The organism is Monashia sp. NPDC004114 (genome assembly GCF_053603855.1).
Window position 1 is genome coordinate 62,741 of sequence record NZ_JBSGGK010000010.1, and the last position, 14,601, is coordinate 77,341.

13 protein-coding genes are annotated in these 14,601 nt (G+C 68.3%); 5 read left to right on the plus strand and 8 right to left on the minus strand.

Annotated elements, in window-relative coordinates:
- Positions 1 to 46: 46 nt before the first annotated feature.
- Both ACWEOW_RS14195 and ACWEOW_RS14200 read right to left on the minus strand, forming a co-directional pair.
- Complete coding sequence (locus tag ACWEOW_RS14195; protein WP_452269854.1) at positions 47 to 169, minus strand: hypothetical protein; 123 nt, start codon at positions 167 to 169, stop codon at positions 47 to 49.
- Positions 170 to 196: 27 nt separating this feature from the next.
- On the minus strand, positions 197 to 694 hold the full coding sequence (locus ACWEOW_RS14200; protein WP_452269855.1) for a hypothetical protein: 498 nt from the start codon (positions 692 to 694) through the stop codon (positions 197 to 199).
- A 252-nt stretch (positions 695 to 946) separates the two neighbouring features.
- Between ACWEOW_RS14200 and ACWEOW_RS14205 the strand changes: the two genes are divergently transcribed.
- The 4 genes from ACWEOW_RS14205 to ACWEOW_RS14220 all read left to right on the plus strand — a co-directional run bounded on the left by ACWEOW_RS14205 (position 947) and on the right by ACWEOW_RS14220 (position 4,802).
- Complete coding sequence (locus tag ACWEOW_RS14205) at positions 947 to 1,852, plus strand: ABC transporter ATP-binding protein (RefSeq protein WP_452269856.1); 906 nt, start codon at positions 947 to 949, stop codon at positions 1,850 to 1,852.
- Positions 1,853 to 1,908: 56 nt separating this feature from the next.
- Complete coding sequence (locus ACWEOW_RS14210) at positions 1,909 to 3,030, plus strand: ABC transporter permease (protein ID WP_452269857.1); 1,122 nt, start codon at positions 1,909 to 1,911, stop codon at positions 3,028 to 3,030.
- 70 nt (positions 3,031 to 3,100) lie between these two features.
- Entirely contained in the window at positions 3,101 to 4,012 is a 912-nt protein-coding gene (locus ACWEOW_RS14215) for an ABC transporter ATP-binding protein (protein ID WP_452269858.1), read from the plus strand.
- A gap of 1 nt (position 4,013) precedes the next feature.
- Entirely contained in the window at positions 4,014 to 4,802 is a 789-nt protein-coding gene (locus tag ACWEOW_RS14220; protein WP_452269859.1) for an ABC transporter permease subunit, read from the plus strand.
- Between the two features lie 162 nt (positions 4,803 to 4,964).
- Here the strand turns inward: ACWEOW_RS14220 and ACWEOW_RS14225 are convergent, their stop codons facing one another.
- Complete coding sequence (locus tag ACWEOW_RS14225; protein ID WP_452269860.1) at positions 4,965 to 5,615, minus strand: phosphotransferase; 651 nt, start codon at positions 5,613 to 5,615, stop codon at positions 4,965 to 4,967.
- A 373-nt stretch (positions 5,616 to 5,988) separates the two neighbouring features.
- Here ACWEOW_RS14225 and ACWEOW_RS14230 point away from each other — a divergent pair, with 373 nt between their 5' ends.
- The gene (locus ACWEOW_RS14230) at positions 5,989 to 6,339 is read left to right on the plus strand and encodes a YrdB family protein (RefSeq protein WP_452269861.1); all 351 of its coding nucleotides are present in this window, start codon (positions 5,989 to 5,991) and stop codon (positions 6,337 to 6,339) included.
- 85 nt (positions 6,340 to 6,424) lie between these two features.
- Here the strand turns inward: ACWEOW_RS14230 and ACWEOW_RS14235 are convergent, their stop codons facing one another.
- From ACWEOW_RS14235 to ACWEOW_RS14255, 5 genes are all read right to left on the minus strand, one after another.
- Positions 6,425 to 6,964, minus strand: a complete 540-nt coding sequence (locus ACWEOW_RS14235) for an AAA family ATPase (protein ID WP_452269862.1) — start codon at positions 6,962 to 6,964, stop codon at positions 6,425 to 6,427.
- Between the two features lie 116 nt (positions 6,965 to 7,080).
- Positions 7,081 to 8,181 carry a hypothetical protein gene (locus ACWEOW_RS14240; RefSeq protein WP_452269863.1) on the minus strand — a complete coding sequence of 367 codons (1,101 nt, stop codon included), beginning with the start codon at positions 8,179 to 8,181 and terminating at the stop codon, positions 7,081 to 7,083.
- Positions 8,174 to 9,163: a hypothetical protein gene (locus ACWEOW_RS14245; RefSeq protein WP_452269864.1), complete on the minus strand. Its 990-nt coding sequence runs from the start codon at positions 9,161 to 9,163 to the stop codon at positions 8,174 to 8,176. The genes ACWEOW_RS14240 and ACWEOW_RS14245 overlap by 8 nt, the downstream gene beginning before the upstream one ends.
- On the minus strand, positions 9,160 to 9,552 hold the full coding sequence (locus tag ACWEOW_RS14250; RefSeq protein WP_452269865.1) for a hypothetical protein: 393 nt from the start codon (positions 9,550 to 9,552) through the stop codon (positions 9,160 to 9,162). Before ACWEOW_RS14250 ends, ACWEOW_RS14245 begins: the two co-directional genes overlap by 4 nt.
- Positions 9,553 to 9,555: 3 nt before the next feature.
- Positions 9,556 to 14,340: a CHAT domain-containing protein gene (locus ACWEOW_RS14255; protein ID WP_452269866.1), complete on the minus strand. Its 4,785-nt coding sequence runs from the start codon at positions 14,338 to 14,340 to the stop codon at positions 9,556 to 9,558.
- Positions 14,341 to 14,601: the final 261 nt, after the last annotated feature.

A 14,601-nucleotide genomic window follows, 5' to 3' on the forward strand; every position in this document is an offset into this window, starting at 1 on the left:
TCTCCCAGGTTCAAGGCTTCGGACTAGGTGATGTCGACGTGGGTCGTCAGCCGCGCGAGCTCCACCGCCGACTGGCGCGGATCACAGCACGAACGGCGACCAAGCCGAGGGCAGCGAGTGCGGTGATGTCGATGGCCGGGACGAAGCGGACGAATGCTGAGCTGGTCACCCGCGCGGGACAGAACCTCGTCGGGCGTCATCGCGCAGCCCACGGTTCACCGGGATCATCGTGGACGCCACCCTGAGCGGGGCTGCCTGGGTGTGTCGCCGCATGGAGCGCTACGAGTGCTGTCGCCAGCGCGCCCAACGGAGGCGTGATGAGTGCCGCGATCGGGATCTGAGTGGGGTCCGTCCCGGTCTCCATGACGGGGGCCGCGATGCCGGCCACGAAGATGCTCACCCAGATCGCCATCGTGCCCCAGACCAGCATCGTCGAGGTGGATCGACGAGCTGCCATGAGCACGTATGCAGTGGCGGCGAAGGTCCAGGGCCACACCGTCATCGCTGCGATGGGCAGGTGCTCATGGTCCGAACCGGTCACCAGGTCCGGAGCGAAGATCGCCAGCAACGCCGAGCTGACCCACACCGCAGCGACGGCGATCAGGGGTGATCTCGCAGCGATAGACAGTGTCCTGCGTGCTCCTGCGTCGCCGAATGTGCGGGCGACATCCTCTTGCGTTCTCATGGTTGACATCGCGGGCTCCCTTCTCCTGGTGCAAGTCCAGTGGCCGGCGGGATCAGGGAGACAGAGGCCAAGGTCCTTGGTCCCGGTCACGCCATCCCACGCGGTCCAGGGGACCTTCGGCCTTAGCCGAGGCACCTGCCCGCGACGAGAGTGGGCAGCGGCGGATGGAGGAAGATGGCCATTGAAGTCCCTTGCCTCTGGCCCGGTTCACGCCGGCTAGGCACAAAGGCGGACCAGCGGTGCCCGGGGCCGGAGCTTGACGTGCGCCAGGTCAGCCACACCTTCGGCGATCGAGTCGCTCTCGACAACGTCTCCTTCGGCGTGGCCCGCGGCGTGATGACGGGCCTACTCGGGCCAAACGGGGCTGGCAAGACGACGCTGATCCGAATCCTCCTGGGCGTTCTTCAGCCCCAACAGGGCACGGTCTGGCGCGATGGCGTGCCGGTCACGGGGGCCGCGCGTCGCTCCTGGGGATACATGCCTCAGGAGCGGGGCCTCTACCCGGCCATGAAGGTCGGAGAGCAGGCGATCTTCTTCGCGCGCCTGCACGGGCTGTCGCGACGCATGGCGGAGCAGAAGTCCCGCGACCTGCTCGATGAGCTCGACCTGGCGGACCGATGGGACGACCGTACGGACAAGCTGTCCGGTGGCATGCAGCAGAAGCTGCAGCTGGCGACGTCCCTCGTCCACGAGCCTGAGGTCATCGTCCTCGACGAGCCGTTCGCCGGCCTCGATCCGGTCGCCGTGGCAAGTCTGTCCGAGAGCCTTCGGCAGCGGACCGCCGCCGGGTGCACGGTTCTGTTCTCGAGCCACCAGCTCGACCTCGTCCAAGACCTGTGCGAGGACATCGCCATGATCGAGAACGGCCGAGTCGTGCTGCAAGGTGAGGTGTCCTCGCTGCGTGCCTCTTCTGGCCGGCGGCAGCTGAGACTCCACTTGGCCTCCGCGGATCGCGCCTGGCTGCAGGCCTTCCCGGAGGTGAATGTCGTGAGCGACGAGGCCGACGCGCTGCGTCTGGGCCTCCCGCCGGCGACCGACCCGCTTGACGTGCTCGACGCCGCCCGCGCTGCCGGCCGTGTCACGGACTTCGGCCTGGACCTGCCGACCCTTTCTCAGCTTTTCCTCGAGGCTGCCCGATCGGGCCCGCAGCACGAGCTGGTGTCGTGATGCGCGCCTGGTGGTCGGGCACGCGTCTCGTCTGGGAACGGGGCGTGGTCGAGAATGTGCGTTCGAAGACTTTCAAGATCGTGATGGTCGTCCTGCTGTTTCTGTCCGCAGCAGCGGTGATCCTGCCCCAGCTGTTGGCCGGCGGAGTCACGACATACACCCTGGCCACCGTCGGTAAGGCGCCGGCGAGCCTGGTCGCGGCCATGGATGCAGCACAGCTCAAGGGCCATTTCACGGTCGAGTACCTGACTCGGGCCGACGTCGACGATGTGCGCGCGGCAGTCCAGTCCGGCGATGCCACGGTCGGTCTGACCGACGATGTGCTCTACGCGGCCGCCGACAACGCGGGCACCTTCCCCGTGGTCGTCGCTCAGGCCGTCGTGCGCCTCGAGGTCGCGGACCGGCTGACCCGGGCGGGGCTCACGCCCCGGCAGATAGCCGACCTCCAGTCCATCCAACCACCGAGACAGGTCACGGTCGCGCCCGCGGCCGACGAGAAGCGCGCCGCCGTGGGATTCGCCGTCGGCATCTCGCTCTACATGGCGTTGCTCTTCGGCGGTAGTGCCATCGCGACCGCAGTCGCCCAGGAGAAGGCAAGCCGCATCTCGGAAGTTCTCCTGGTCGTCCTGCGCCCGAGCCAGATTCTTGCCGGGACCGTTCTGGCCGTGGGCACCGTGACGCTGGCCCAGATCCTCGTCCTGGCCACCCCGGTGCTCGTCGCCGTGAGAGTCCGCGACGACACCGGCCTGCCGCCCGTCGCCGCTGGCGACATCGCGCTCGGACTGGCGTGGTTCCTGGTCGGTTTCGCGCTCTACGCGTTCCTGTATGCCGCGTGCGGCGCGCTCGTCAACAAGGTGACCGACGTGAGCAGCGCCGTGATGCCCCTCGTCATGGTCATGCTCGCTGCCTACCTGGTGTCGATCATGGTGACCACTCAGGACCCAACCAGCCCCTGGAGCCTCCTGATCGCGGTGTTCCCGCTCACGTCCCCCATCGGCATGCCCTTCCTCTGGGCCTCGGGGGAGGCCAGCGCCTACCTACTCCTCTTCTCCATGACGCTGGCCATCCTCAGCGCAGCCGGTGTCATCTGGCTTGCCTCGGCCATCTACCGGCGCGGTCTGGTCATCACTGATCGTCGGGTACGAGTCCGCGAGCTGGTCGCCAGGCCGGGGAAGTGAGTCTCTCGACCGACGGGCACAGGGCCTTTCGGCCCTGTGCGCGTGCCCTGTGGGCCTCTTGACTGGTTGCATGGCAGGTGAGTTGCTGCTCGAGACGTCCGGGTTGGGCAAGCGGTTCGGCCGGCCGTGGGCGCTGCGCGGGCTGTCCCTGGCGATCGAGCGTGGAGAGGTGTTCGGATACCTCGGCCCCAACGGCGCCGGGAAGACGACGACGATCCGGCTCCTGCTGGGGCTGCTTCGCCCGACGGAGGGCTCGGCGGTCGTCTGCGGGCATGATGCGTGGCGTGACTCGGTGGCGGTACGCCGTCGGGTCGGCTATCTCCCTGGCGAACCCGCGACGTACGGCCGGATGACCGGACGGGAGCACGTGGAGTACCTCAGCCGCCTCCGGGGCCAGGCATGGTTCCCGCGGGCGGACGAGCTTGCCGCGCGTCTGGTCCTGGATCTGGACCGGCCGGCGCGAGACCTGTCCCGGGGCAACCGGCAGAAGCTGGCCCTGGTTCTGGCGCTGATGGCTCCGGTCGACCTCCTCGTGCTCGACGAGCCGACCAGCGGTCTGGACCCGCTCGCTCAGCAGGAGTTCCACGTACTCCTCCGGGAGCAGGCGTCCTCAGGTGGGGCCGTCCTGCTCAGCTCGCATGTCCTGAGCGAGGTCCAGAGGGTGGCCGACCGGGTCGGGGTCCTGCGGTCCGGTGAGCTCATCGCGGTCGACCGGCTCGACCAGCTGCGCAGCCGGTCCTTGCACCACATCCACGCGACCTTCGAGGAGCCAGTGGATGCTGCGGACTTCGCCTCCCTTCCGGATGTTCGCGACGTCATGGTGGCCGACCACACCATGACATGTAGTGCACCTGAGGACGCCCTGGACGGTGTCGTCAAGGCCCTGGGGCGGCACACTCTCCGGGACCTGACGTGCACCGAGGCCGAGCTGGAAGAGACCTTCCTCGCCTACTACGGGACGGGGGACCACCATGCTGCATAGCGTGCTGACCAAGACGCTCAACGACCAGCGGCGCAGCCTCGTGGGCTGGCTGTCCGCGATCATCCTCATCGTCCTGATGTATGCCGCCATCTGGCCGAGCCTGCGGGGGCAGCCATCCATGAGCGACTTCCTGGACCAGATGCCGGAGGCGTTCCGCAACCTGTTCGCAAGTGCCGGCGCAGACCTGACCACGCCCGTGGGCTACATCCAGATCGAGCTCATGTCGTTCGTCGGCCCCGCCATGGTCATCGCATATGCGGTTGGGCAGGGCTCCGCCGCGGTGGCCGGCGAGGAGGAGAACCACACGATCGACCTGCTGCTGGGTGCCCCGGTCAGCCGGACCCGCGTTGTTCTGGAGAAGGCGGCTGCAATGGTGGCCGGCACTGCGCTTCTGGCCGCTGCGACCGGTGCGGCCCTCGTGCTGGAAGGACGGCTGTTCGACTTGGACCTGCCGATCGGCGCGGTGGTTGCTGCGATGTTGCACCTGATGCTGCTCGGCCTGGTGTTTGGCGCCATGGCGTTGGCGCTCGGGGCCGCCACAGGGCGCGTTGGGCTCGCACGAGGAGTGCCGGCCGCGGTGGCTGTGGTGGCGTACCTCGTCAACGGTCTCGGCGCGATGGTGGACTGGCTCGAGCCGTTCCAACGGTTCTCGCCGTTCTACCAGTTCGCCGCCCACGACCCCCTACGGCAAGGCGTCTCCTACCCAGCGGTGGGGGTGGCGGCTGGGACTGTCGCGGTCCTGGTGGCGCTCGGCGTGTGGGGACTCAGACGCCGAGACGTCCGCGGTTGACAGGCCCGGTCGTCGCGCTCGGTGGCCCCGTCCCGCTTGCGACCTGAGCGGCATACGGAGCACTACGCGGCCGCCCGCGTCGTGACGGAGGACACCGTACGTTGCGTTCCACGTGACTATGGAGCTGTCGGTCGCTGGCATGGAGCGCGATCGGCGGCTAGGTCAGGTCGCAGTCGGTGCGGTCCTGAGAGCAGCGCGCCAGTGGACCTCGTGGTCCTCGATGAACTTCGCTGTGCCGGCCCAGTGCTCGCCGTGTCCCTCGACGTACATGGTTCCCCACGGTTCTCTGCCGATTTCGCGGGATCGGCGGAGCAGCTCGTGCATGGCCTGGGCGCGCCTCGCCATCGCTGCTGGCAGGGCCTCGCGCAGGTCCCGTTCGGCTCCGTACCCGTCGGCGAAGGCCGCGAGGCGGGCCGCGGACTCGGAGACCTCCGCGCCGGGAAACAGGTGGCCGAACGCGGTGGCGGCATAAGCCAAGTCCCACAGGCGCGTGCTCGGGCCCGCCCCGTCCCAGTCGATGAAGACGAGCCGGTCCCCCTCGACGACGAGGTTCCATGTGCCAAGGTCGTTGTGGCAGAGCAGGTCCGGACCCTCGGCGGGGATCATCACCTCCCAGTCGTCCGGGACGGGCAGATCGACGCTCGCGTCGTGGATATCGCGCACGAGAGCCCCGACCCGCCTCACGAGGTCGAGGTGCAGAGGCGCGCCGTCCATCGCCAAAGCCCCAGGGACGAAATCCAGAACCAGTCGGCCCTCGTTGTCCCGGCCGTGAGCTCGTGGGAGGTCGATCCCGCGCTCGTGCAAGGCGCCCATGAAGCCCGATGGTGCGTTCGGTGGTGGCCAGCCACGGCTTACGAACCGTTGCTCCCACGCGGATGACGCCCCGCGACGCGTTTCCGCCTTCAAGGGACTCCTCATGCTCGAGCTCAGCCGGCATAAGAGGCACCCTACGAAGAGCGATCCGTGACGGCGACACGGTTTTTGCGCGCTCATCGGCTACGTGTTTCATCGACGGGCAGGATCGGTGCCCGCGCAGAGCCAGACGCTCGGTCGAGTGAGCAACAGAGTGTAAGTAGGTCGAGCGACCTGCGTGACGAATAGGCGAGCTGTGCTCAGCGGAGCACGAAGAACATCGTGATGGTGCGAATAGTCCCTCAATCGGTTGTCGCTCGGGCAGGATCAGCACGTGGTCGCGTTCGGCTGGGCAGTGCTGTTCCTCGTGTTCGTCGACGAGCTGCTCGCAATGGCGGCGTTCGGCGTCTGGGGCTGGCAACACAACCCGGCCTGGCTGCTGGTCTGGGCACTGCCTGTGGTCGCGATGGCGGTCTGGTCCTTGTTCGCCTCGCCCAAGGCACGCTATGGCGGCCCGGTGGTCCGCCCGGTCACGAAGGTGACCGTGTTCGGGCTCGCGTGTCTCGGCCTGTACGACGCCGGCCACACCCGCTGGGCGATCGCGCTGCTCGTCTACTCGGTGGTGGTCAACGCACTCGCGATGCTGCCGAGCGTCCGACGGCTCGTGGAGGCACCGGCCGGCTGAGCGGTCCTTACCTCATCGGTGCTTGACCTCTGCGCGTCAGTGACGTCCCAGCGTGTGAGCGGTTCGCGGCTCATAGCGGACGTCTTCAGGAATGCTGCTGCACGGTGAGGAGGGCGATCAGGGCTTGGTCGGAGTCGGTGGTCTCGATGAGGGTGCGCGGCCCATCACGCTCGGTATCCCACGGCGCCCAAGCTTGGCCTTCGACCTCATCCCACGACGGGACCTGCTGGTCCGGGATGTCCGCTGTTCGGGCTTCGACGCGGCGACGGTGCTCGAGCGGGTCGGGCAGCCAGGTCACGATCTGCAGCAGCTGAGCCCCGCCTCGGTGGGCGGCTTCTCGCCATCCCGCTCGAGCCTCGGGGACCGCGTTGACGGCATCGACGACGGCATCGATGCCGAGCTGGAGATTGGAGACGGCGAGCTCGTGAATGACGGCATAGCCCTCAACTCCCACCGGCAGGCCGGTTCGTCGAAGCGCTGTCTCTGCGGCATCGACACGCAGGTAGCAGGCCCGTAGGCGACGTACGAGAGATGTGGCCAGCGTCGTCTTGCCAGTTCCGGGCCGTCCCGAGATCACGGTCAAGGTTGCAGTCATGTCGGCGGGCGGGCTCGATGTCGTGCTCATCTGGACATCAAAGCGCCCGCCACAAGATCCAGCCGCGGCGGGACCTTGTAGGCGACGTTCGCGGATTCGGCTACCAGGTCCATCCCCGGCTGGACTCTGTATGCGGCGTCGGGCGGTCAGGGGTCGATGCCATACGTGGCAAGCGCCTCCTTGGCATCCGCTATGTCGTCCTCGTCGCGGGCAAGCTCAAGGGCCAGCAGGAGGCTGCGCCTACCGCGTTCAAGGTCCCCCGCCGCGACAAACAACTGACCCGCGTTGTAGTGATAGCTGTGGGTGGGCTGCTCGAGAGAGACCAGCCGCTGGACCTGCGCTGGGAGATCTTTCGCTCGCCCGCGGGCAAGAAGGCCAAAGCAGTACGCGAAACGCCAGACCTCGTCGCGCGGGCTGTCATCGGCGAGTTGGCCCAGGTCGGCCAGTGCCGCATCCGCCAACCCGGTGTCGCGGTCCTGAACCAGCCTGAACAGGTGGGCGGCAGCGGCGGTCGGGGTCCCCTGCGCCTTCTGCCGTGCCAGGAGCGCTGCCACGTCGTCAGGAAATGCATAGGCAGCGCCTGCTCGGATCGCCTCGTCCATACGCCCGTTCACGTCATCGAGAGCGGCCCGGTCATTGAGCTCCTCGGCGCAGAACATCAGCCCGACAAGCAGTCCGATGGAGTATGGGTATCGGCTCGCGGCCGCGTCGAGCAGCCCCCTGATGCGGGCAATGCGGTCCGTGGTTGGCTCGGCCCTGATGAACTCTGGAAGCAGGGTGCCCACCGTCTCGAGGTCGACGAGGTCCGCGGTCCGCTCGGCTCGAGTCAGCGCGTCCGTGAACTCTTGCCGGTGGCGTTCGCGCGCCGCAGCGAAGGCATCCTGCTCCTCGTCAAGTCGGCTCAGCTGATCCTTGCCGATCTCCCGGAGCTCATCGGAGGCGCCCTCGGCCGCGAGGTAGAGGAAGTGGTACCGGCTCAGTGCAGCGAATCCGAGCGCGTCGTAGGCGGTGCCCAGACTCATACGCGCGACGTCTGCAATCGGCTCTCCGGAGGCGAGGGCGAGCAACTGTTCCCACACGGCGGCCGCTACGCGAGTCCGGCCGAGCTCTGCATAAGCGAGCGCCAACCGGTTGACGAGCTCCAGGTCACCGGACTCCTCGGCCGCGCGACGCATCTCCTCCAGGATGTCTTCCCGCTCCGAGTCGGAGGCGTTGCGCAGCCGATCCGCGAATTCGGCCTCACTCATCGGTGGACCCCGCGACACTCGAAGCGCCTTCTGGCGCAACGGTGTCCTGGCCGGCATAGCGTGCGTCGGTCTCGGCGTAGCCGTAGGCCAGGAAACGCGACAGTGCCTGTCCACACTCGATCTCGGACGTGGGGCTCTGAGGAAGCGGCCAGCGTGTCGCCTGGTACAGCAGCGTTCGGTACAGGTCGAACGCGGCCTCGACCATGTCCCCGTACGTGTCTGCCCGGGGCACGAGCAATCCACGGTGCAGGACCCACGCGACGAGGACTGCGGCCGGTAGCGCCCACCACGCCCAGATGACCCACACCGAGGAGACCACGGCCCACATCCAGGCCGCCACGGCGGCGTCCAACCGGCCCCGCGCAGCCGAGACTTCTCCCTGGGCCTGCGTCGGCAGCAAGAGCCACAGCCGTGTCCACAGACGCACCGGGTCGAGACCGTACAGGTCGGCCGGCCTCGTCTCATGTGCTCTCAGCAGGTTGCCCAGCCGGGTCGGCATCATGAGTTCAGTTCGACTGGGTCGCTGCGCGATTCGCCCCAGTAAGTGCAGCAGCTCTTCGTCGCTGTCGCCATCGTGACCCTGCTCGGCCAGGACGGTGAGGCGTTGTGCGTCTCGCTCGGCATGACCTTGCGCACGGCCGACGAGACGGCTGCGTAGCGGGTTGAGCCAGGCGGGCCAGTAGCCCTCCAGCAGCCGGAGGACGGGCAGCACCAATGTCTCGGACAAGAAGCCGGCGAGCAGGACGGCAACGAGCGCGCCGGCCAGGATGACCAGTCGGGAGCTCGTGGTGCCTGCCTCGAGCCAGCTGCTGATGCGGTCCGGCACGCCGCTGATCCCGCCGTGCCCGTACGCCCAAGCCAGTAGGCCAACCGCGCCGAAAGCACCGGCCCCGGCCACTCCGATGCTCGTCACCCGGCTCGCCGCCTTCGAGGCGAGCTCGTCGGCGAAGGTGCCCACTCCGGGGATGTCGGTGAGGCTCATCGTGGCGCCGGTTCCAGAGCGACGCCGTGTTGGGGGCACGCCGTGAGCTGGCTCGGTGCAGTCACGTACTGCACGTATGCGCCGTCGACCGGGCAGGCGTAGCGCGGGGGCAGCAGCAGGGCGCCGAGGCCAGGGGGCGACTGGGCGCCGCCGCCCTTCTCCACGACGTCCGCCATGGCGGGGGGCCCTCCACGCGCCATGAACTCGGTCACCCAGGCGCCGACGTCCGGGTATGCCTGAACCAGCGCGACGATTCCGGCGCCATCCTCGGCCGGATCCACCAAGAGGCGGGCAAGCGCCGCGTCGAGCTCCTGCCAGTCGCTGTCCACCAGCTCGGGCAACCAGGGCCGCACGGCCCGGGCGGCCTCGAACAGCTCGTCCGAGTTCATCGCTCACGCTCCCACGTAGGTCAGGGCCGCCCAGTCGCAAGGCCGGCGGAACGGCGCCGCCGACTGCCACAGGGACCGGGCAACCTCAGGGATCCTTGCTGGGTCGAAGTCGGCGATACCGGGATGGCGTTCATGCAGCTCTTCGTATCCCGCTTGCCGCGCCCACGACTGAGCGGCGCACAGGGCGGCCGCTCCGTCCTGCCCGGCGCCCGAGCGCCATCGTCGATAGAAGTCCTCCAGGACGACCGCGGTGGCAAGCTCCGGGACGGACCACAACGATGCGACGACTCCGGCAGCACCTGCTTCCAGGAATGCCGCCGGCAGCCCGACGAGCTCATCGGGCAGCTCGGTGCCGACGAGGCCGCTCTCGCAGGCAGAGAGAACGGCGAGCCGGGCTCGCAGTGTGCTGCTCATGACGATCTGCGCGGTGAGCCGGGCGTCGTCGGACAGGTCCAGGCCGCTCATCAGTGGCGTGTCCGGATCCGCCTCTCCATGACAGCAGAAGTGCAGAACACGGGCCGAAGGCGCCACCTCCAGCACACGGTCCAACCGCGCGGTAGCCCCGGCCAGTCGCCACACCGGACCAGGCGACACGTACCGGCTGGCGGCGGTCACCTCGAACTCCGCATTCGGCAGGCGGACATGACCTGTCGGCTCCGGATCCTCGACGGCCAGCAGTCCACCCGGGCCGGCGGTGTCCGCCCTGCGTCGTGCCTCTCCGAACGTTCGTGCGTTGGGCACATATCGGACCGCGCGGTCATCCACGACGTACCGGGGTATGCCGTCGACCCGTCGCCACGCCGCGTGCAGAGGGAGCACGCCGAGCAGCCCGTTCGCCACGAGCGCGACAGCCTGGCCCTCGGCCAGCCTGTCGTGCAGGGGCTCCATGACGGCCTCCCAGAGCCACTGGGTCGTGCCGTCGACAGCTCGCCACCAGGCCTGCCGATCCGTGGATCGACCGAGGTATGCCGCTCTCCACTCGGAGGCATGCGCGCGCAGTGCGTCCAGCGTCAAGGCGGGCAGGCTCAGCGCCTGCAGGTCGTCATCTGAGCCGACGACGAACGCGACACCTGCAGGTGCGCAGGCGCTCACGTAGACCAGGCACTCGTCCGGCGACGCGACGCGCAGATCCTCAGCAGTGGGTGTCGAGCCGAAGCCCTCGTGTCCGGGCACGGTCCGGACCTCGGCGACGGCGTTCTCCAGGTCCCGTCGCGCCTGTGCGATCTGACCGGGCAGGTCGACGCGTGCGAGCTCGCCCTCGTCTGCCCGAGTCAGCGCCAGCCAGCGCTCCGCCGCAGCGGCATACTGGAGTGCGATCTCAGCATGGCCAGCGCTCTCGAGTGCCTCGAGGTCGAGCCGGTTGCGCTCGAGAGCTTCGGTCAGGATCAGCGCCCGGCCCTGCTCCAGAGCGAGGACGCCGCCGATCTCGTCGCCGGACTCGTGTCGGGCCAGCGACGCAACGCTCGAAAGGCCTTGGGCGATGTTGATCCAGTCCGCCTTTGCATCCCTGCGGAGCTGGGTGCGCACGACGGTGTCCAGCGCCGTCAACCCGCGGCCCGTCGCGTCGACCGCTTCCGCCCAGGCTCCTCGCTCCAGAGCCCAGCTGCTCCAGTGCACGGCGCACGTGATCGCCAGGGTTGGCGCGGTGTCGACGGACGCGGCCAGAACCTCACGGAACTCCAACGCGGCCCTGACCCGGTCGTCCTCGCCGCGGTCTCGCGCCCACCGTGCGACCATCGCCCTTGCCAGGTCGGCCCGTACCTTCAGCTGTTCGCGCCGATCTGTGCCGCGAAGGGCCGCCTGCAGGTCTTCGATCCCGCGGTCCAGGTCGTCGATATCACCACGCCCCCGTCGGTTCCGTTCGACCCGTAGCTGTCCGAGCCCGGCGCGGGCCGCCGCACCGACCTTTCCCGTCCGGAGGGCAGCGGCACCGAAGAGCGCTTCGGCTTCGTCCGCATCCCCTTCGGCACCGTGCAGCGCATATCGAGTTACCAGGCTCCCGGCCAGATTCACCTGTCCGTATGTCGCCAGCTCGATGTTTTCGGTAGCGGCATGCAACCCGCCACGAAGGAGCGAGATCGCGGTGTCCAACCCCGCCGGACCCTGGGTCGTGGTGATCGCGCCGGCGAGAACGGACATGGCATGGATCGCACCCGACTCCGGGCGTGGGTCGATGGCCAGTGACTCAGTCACGGCCTCTCGTGCGCTCTCGAGATCCTCCGGCATGCCGCGCCGCCGATATCTCTCGATGAACGCGTTACCGATCCCGGTGAGGGCTCGCGCCCGGACGGTGACGGAGGCTGCCTTCGTATCGAGAGCGTCCTGATAGGCCGAGATCGCCCCCTCGAGCGAGCCCGCGTCGCCCTGCATCACCGACAAATCCCTCAAGACATGCCCGAGCGCGGTGAGGCAGAGAGCCCTTTCGGCGCTTTCATCCCGCGCGGCAGCTACTGCCCGCCTTTGCAGGGCTTCTGCGCGCCGCAGGTCATCGAGGCTACCTGCGTGCTCGGCACGGTGCCGGAGAAAGACACCCAAGCCCGTCAAACGTCCGACGTGATGCCGAGAGTCTGCCGGGGTCAACGCCAGGGCACGCTGACCCAGGACTACCGCTTCGCTCTGGCGCCCCGGGTCATAGGGCTCGGACTCGTCGAGGATGTTGGCCAGGTTCCACATGGCCAGCGACCGGTCTGTGTCGTCGTGCTTCATCTCGTCCAGCAGCGCCCTCAGGCTCTCCTCCGCTCTCCGGAGCTGTCTGGCATCGCCATGCCTCAGAACGTTGGACTGGTTGAGCAACGCGTCGATCCGCTCCTGACTGGCCGCGGGGGCCAGCGCTACTGCCTCGGCAAGTAGCGAGTCAGCGGCGTCCATGTCCGATCGACTCGCACGAGCCCGGGAGCGCTGGGCGTAGGTCACGCCAAGCTGGTTCGCCAGGGCCGCCCGATCACCCGGCGCGGCATTGGCCGATGCCGCATCCGCACGGGCGGCCTCCCCGACCCGGATGGCCTCGTCGAGCAGGTCAGGGTCATCGGTGGTCTCCCATCGACTGAGCAGTGCCGCGACCTGAGCTGCGGCGGACTTGACGCGGCCGGGCGGAGTCGGTGGCACGAAACGGTCACCGACGCGCCATGACTCGAGGATCTCAGCGCGCTCCGTGGCCGCGCCGGCGTTGACGTGGTCGCCCTCGGCCCGCATCGCCTGCACCAGCTGCTGGAGGTAGGCCATCGCCAGCGATGCCGACAGGCCGGGGTGAGCCGCGGCCATGCCTGCGAGCTCGCGGGGAGTTCTCGCGCGAAGCAGTTCGAAGAGCACTGCTCTGAGGCTCTGGTCAGCCGCCTCGAACTCCGCGACGGCTTGCTGGATGCCGATCTCACGAGAGCGCACGACGAACTCGCGACGACGATCCGTCAACGCCGCGGCGTTGGTATCGCCGGAAAGGCGCGCCAAGCCTGCCATTTCGCGCAGATGCTGCTCGACGTCGGGGTCGAGGAGGCGAGGGTGCTGCGCGAGCAGTGCCGCCACCGAATCCCAGCTCTCGGTTGACAACAGGAGAAGAAGCGGTTCCTGCACGTCGGCTGCGACACGTGTCGACGAAACCGAAGCCTCGGCTTGGTCGCCGTCCACCAGCCGCGCTCGCAGACCCGAGGGCAGGCGGAGCAGGGCGAGCCTGTCCTCGTCGGACCCAGAGCGGGCACGTGTCACTACAGCCGTGCCTAGCTCGATGGCGCGACCTAACGAGTCCGGGTCGGCTTCCTTCTCATACCGATCGACGAGCAGGGCGGCCAGCTCCGCGAGCCACCGGGTCTTGGTCGCCTTGGAGCCGTCGAGAACCCCATCCAGAACGGCGATGGCACGGTCCCTGTCGGCGGCGTCGCCGCGGAGTCGGAACCGCTCGCTGTAGACCTCGGCGAGTCCGGGAAGCAGGACGTCGGCGGACTCGGTGTCGAGATCGCCACGTTCGGCGGCTTCGCGCCAGAGCGGAACCGTCCGGTCGAGATCCGTTGCATCGTGTGACTGCTGGTACCGCATCGTCGAGGCCATCCCTGCCTGGAAGAGCACGAAGGTCGGTACTCGGCGGTCCCGCTCGGCGCTACGACTCAGCAGACTGTCCCAAGCGGCAATGCAGGTGTCCCACGCGGACAGGTCGCCCGCCTCGACGCATGCGGCCGTCTGCTCCACGGCCTGCCTGACCTGTGCGGCCAGCTCGTCAAGCCAGATGCCGGCTTGTTGCCGGTCGCCCTCGATTACCGCCCCGAACTCGGCGAACGCCGCGTCGACCCCGACCTGCCGGCTGCGCCTCACGAGGTCGAGCGCAGTCTGCGCCGCCTCGATCCCACGGAGGTCGCCTCCCTCACGGACAAAGGCGACGGCCTCTTCGAGCGCATCGAGTCCGTCATCCGACAGAAGTTCGGGGTGTTGCGCGATGAGTGTCCTGAGGTCATCCGGTGACGCGCTGAACAGTGCCGCTGCCGCAAGCTGGAGCGCCGGGCCATGCTGAGGCTCCTTCGACCGAGAAGCGACATCTGCAATGGCTGCATCAACGCCCCGTGCCAGGCATGCCTCGATCACACCGAGGTGGCGTTCGACCATGAGCGCCATGAGGGGTTGGTCCTCCTGCTTGCAACGCTCGACCAGATCCCGCATGGCCCGGACTCCGGCATCGCTCACCAGCTGTGGGTGTCTGTCCAACACCTGTCTGGCCTCGGACCAGGTTGGCGCCCTGACGAAGTCCAGACCCGCGATCATCAGATCGAGGTGCTCGCTCACGGTCTTCTGACGTCTGCGGCGCATGGTCGCTCTTCCCTGTCCGCCCAGCCAAACGCGACTGACGGCGCCCGGCGAACGTGACTACCCACCACCAACTGTCCCGTGGTTTCCGGGTGATGTCACCCGAAGTGCCCAATTACCGTCAGGCCAGACATTGCGCCTCACGGGTCGCCCGATCGCCCCGCGTCCCACAGACATTCGCCGCAGAAAGCGTGAGTTCGTGCGCTACCCCCACTCGCACGGAGTGGCTGTTTGTGGTCGCCCACGCGACCTCGACGCTCCACA

Coding starts and splice junctions, on each gene's coding strand:
- ACWEOW_RS14200 (WP_452269855.1), bottom strand. CDS start 694: ATGTCAACCATGAGAACGCAAGAGGATGTCGCCCGCACATTCGGCGAC.
- ACWEOW_RS14215 (WP_452269858.1), top strand. CDS start 3,101: ATGGCAGGTGAGTTGCTGCTCGAGACGTCCGGGTTGGGCAAGCGGTTC.
- ACWEOW_RS14225 (WP_452269860.1), bottom strand. CDS start 5,615: ATGGGCGCCTTGCACGAGCGCGGGATCGACCTCCCACGAGCTCACGGC.
- ACWEOW_RS14235 (WP_452269862.1), bottom strand. CDS start 6,964: ATGAGCACGACATCGAGCCCGCCCGCCGACATGACTGCAACCTTGACC.
- ACWEOW_RS14240 (WP_452269863.1), bottom strand. CDS start 8,181: ATGAGTGAGGCCGAATTCGCGGATCGGCTGCGCAACGCCTCCGACTCG.
- ACWEOW_RS14245 (WP_452269864.1), bottom strand. CDS start 9,163: ATGAGCCTCACCGACATCCCCGGAGTGGGCACCTTCGCCGACGAGCTC.
- ACWEOW_RS14250 (WP_452269865.1), bottom strand. CDS start 9,552: ATGAACTCGGACGAGCTGTTCGAGGCCGCCCGGGCCGTGCGGCCCTGG.
- ACWEOW_RS14255 (WP_452269866.1), bottom strand. CDS start 14,340: ATGCGCCGCAGACGTCAGAAGACCGTGAGCGAGCACCTCGATCTGATG.